This window comes from Arthrobacter sp. Soil763, from assembly GCF_001428365.1.
Lineage (GTDB): Bacteria > Actinomycetota > Actinomycetes > Actinomycetales > Micrococcaceae > Arthrobacter.
This window is the reverse complement of the sequence record NZ_LMSH01000009.1, coordinates 1-3,336: the sequence shown is the minus strand read 5'-3', so window position 1 is coordinate 3,336 and position 3,336 is coordinate 1. Positions and strand designations below refer to the sequence as shown.

Sequence of the window (3,336 nt, the reverse complement as noted above, 5' to 3'; positions counted from 1 at the left end):
TGGGAGAGTAGGTCACCGCCGGAACATCATTCAGGTCGAGAGCCTCCAACCACCAGGTTGGAGGCTCTCCCACTTTAACCACCAGTAGCCCCACCCAGAACCGGAACGATAAGGCCCCACGCTCCCTCAGCTCTGGTGGGTGTGAAACGGACGCTCCCTCACGTCCGAAGCAAATACGCCGGATCGTCTCTCACCTCCTGCAGCTGCGGAGTTGACGCTTCGGCGGATCAGATCATGCCGGGACACCAGTGGTGAGGGAGCGTTGGTTGGGAAGGCGCCGAAGGTGAGGGAGCGTCGGGTGGGGGCACGTTAGCGGGGGAACTTTCGCCGGTGCCACCAGGCCAGCACTTCGATGGCCAGCCCGCCGCCGGCACCCGCCAGCAGGGCGGCGGACATCAGTCCTGCGGGGGGCCAGCTGAGCAGGAAGAAGTCCTGGGCGAGGGGCAGGTTGTACAGGACGATGAGGGCCGCGCACATTGCGGCCAGGACGGCAGCCCTTCCCGCGGTGAGTGGCCGGGAAACGACGGCCAGGATCCAGAGGCCCACGATCGATAGCGTGAGTACGGCCGCGGAGCGCAGTTCCCCGTTCCCCGCCGGCCCGTCCAGTGCCGCAACGGCAGTCAACACCAAGAGGCTTGCGGCGACGATCAGTCCGGCCGGCAGTGAGAACGCGAGTGAGCGCCGCAGGAAGCCGGCGCGGTACCGCCGGGCATTGGGCATCAGGGCGAGGAAGAAGGCGGGGATCCCGATCGTCAAACCGTCCGTAAACGAGAGTTGGCGGGGCAGGAAGGGAAACGGCCACTGCAGCAGCCCGAAGGTTACGGCGATGGCGATCGAATAGGCCGTCTTGCTCAGGAACAGGCCGGATACCCGCTCGATATTCGCAATGACGCGCCGGCCTTCGGCCAGCACCTCCGGCAGCCGGTCAAACCGGCCGTCCAGCAGGACCAGGCGCGCCACAGCTTTGGTGGCCGGGGCGGCGGAGTCCATGGCGATGCCAAGGTCCGCCGTCTTCAGGGCCAAGGCATCGTTGACCCCGTCCCCGGTCATGGCCACGGTGTGCCCGCGCCGCTGAAGGGCGGCCACCATGTCCTTCTTCTGCTCGGGGGTGACCCTGCCGAAGACTGTGTGCCGGGCCATGGTCTCTTCCAGCTCGGTGGGATCCACGGGGAGCCTGCGGGCGTCGAAACCATCGGTTATTTCGAGGCCTACGTGCCGTGCGATGGCCGCCACGGTTCGGGGGTCGTCGCCGGAGATGATCTTTAGCTCGACGCCCTCGGCGCGGAAGAAGTCCAGCGTTTCCCGTGCGTCGGGACGTGCCTGCTCTCGGAAAGTCAGCAGGGCCACGGGCTGCAACTTTCGGGGAAGCGCCGGATCCTCGCCGGACGCGGAGAGACCGTCAGCGGAGGCCGCGAGGAGCAGCGTGCGCAGCCCGGACCGCGCAAGCTCCCCGGCCTGATCCAGCACCTGCTCGGGCCCCGGCTCCGCCTCCAAGCAGGCAGCTGGCGGGGCTTCGCCCGACATCCGTGCCGGCGAATTTGCGCCGGCACCGCCGCCCTGGCGGGCCGCAGCACCCAGAATCATCTCCGGGGCGCCGAGGATCCACGTCGGCGTCGCTCCGCTCCCGCCGCCGAAGCTGACCCCGCTCCACTTCCGGGAGGAGGAAAACGGAATGTAGGACACGGACTGGAATCCGCCGTCGTCCTCAAACGCTGCGGCCAGGCTCCGGGCAGTGGCGTTCGCCTCCGGTTCGGTGGCGAACCAGCCGAGCGCCTGCTGCCAGCCCGGAGCCGGCGCGGGCGTCAGCTGATGGATATCCTCGAAGCGGAGGCCGCCCTCGGTCAGGGTCCCTGTCTTGTCCATGCATAGGACGTCGACACGCGCCAGACCCTCCACCGCGGCGAGCTCCTGGATCAATACCTTGTGGCCGGCCAACCGGAGCCCGCCGACGGCGAACGCGACGCTGGTCAAAAGGACCAGGCCCAGCGGGACCATGGCAATCACACTGGCGATCACGCCTACGGCGGCGGCCGTCCACGTTCCCGTCGTGACCGCCGCGTGCCAGCCACCCCGGGCCTGGATTTCGCCGTTGATCACCACCGCCGCGACCGGCAGGATGGCCCAGGCGATCCAGCGCAGCACGCGGTTGAGACTGTTGCGGATCTCGGAGTTGACGAGCGAGAACCTCCGCGCATCGGCCGTGAGACGGCTTGCGAATGATTCGGCACCGACCCGCACCACCCTCGCCTTGCCATGCCCGGCCACAATGATCGACCCCGAAAGCACCTCGGCGCCGGCGTCCTTGGCCACCGGGTCCGACTCTCCCGTGAGCAGTGACTCGTCGGCCTCCAGCCCCGACTCCTCCAGGACCGACGCGTCCGCCGTGACCTGGTCGCCCGCGCGCAGCACCAGGACGTCGTCGCGGACGACGTCGGCGGTTGCGATCTCCCGGATGCTGCCGTCCCGCAGCACCCTGGCCCGCGGCGCGTCCAGGACCGCCAAGCGGTCCAGGGAGCGTTTGGCCCGGAATTCCTGCACAACGCCGATCACCGCGTTTCCTGCGGCGGCAAGTCCGAAGAGCGCATCCTGCCAGCGGCCCAGAAGCAGAAGAACCAAAAAGCTTGAGCCCACGATTGCGTTGAAGAGGGTGAGGACGTTGGCGCGGAAGATCTGCCAGAGGCTTCTGCTGCTCTCGTCCGGCACACGGTTGTCCAGCCCGCTTTGGAGGCGCGCAGCCACGTCGTCCTCGGAGAGCCCGTTCGACGCCGGCCCGCAGACACGGCGATGAAGCGGGAGTGGGATGCGGTGCCATTGGTGTGCCCTCACGCCTCCGATGGTATCCGCGCCGGGAAGAAAGGTGACGGACGATACAGCTGTCTGTCCGGGCTCTTAGCCAGGGGAGGATGCACGGCGAGGGTGCCGCTGCCGCGGGCTGGCGCGGTTTTCTCCGCTGCCGCAGCCCGACCACGGTCGTCCGATGGAGGGTTTGCAGTCGGGACCTTCTGGGTGTATTGTTTTCTAAGTCGCCGCGAGGGAGACCAGCCGAAAAGCTGGAGTACCGGAGGCGGCCAAACCCCCAAAACAATTCAAACCAAGGTTCTCGCGACTCTTCAGTTGCAGGAAATTCTGGTGAGGCTGGTTCGTCTGCTGATTTAGGTCCGCAAGAATGAATTTGCTTCAGGATATGGTTTCGGGTAAGTTTGAAAAGTTGCTCCGGAGCGAGCCGGGACCCTTGAGGGGTTGTGGTGGTGCCGGGTGTGTCTGTTGTTTGAGAACTCAATAGTGTGCCAAGTTTGTTGATACCAATTGTTTTATTGATTGGTTGTTTTGGCTGTG

At 66.2% G+C, this 3,336-nt stretch carries 1 protein-coding gene; it reads right to left on the bottom strand.

What is annotated here, in order from left to right; translation table 11 throughout:
- Nucleotides 1-309 precede the first annotated feature (309 nt).
- Nucleotides 310-2,739, bottom strand: coding sequence for an HAD-IC family P-type ATPase (locus tag ASG71_RS16230; RefSeq protein ID WP_056741248.1), 2,430 nt, complete (start codon nt 2,737-2,739; stop codon nt 310-312).
- Nucleotides 2,740-3,336: the final 597 nt, after the last annotated feature.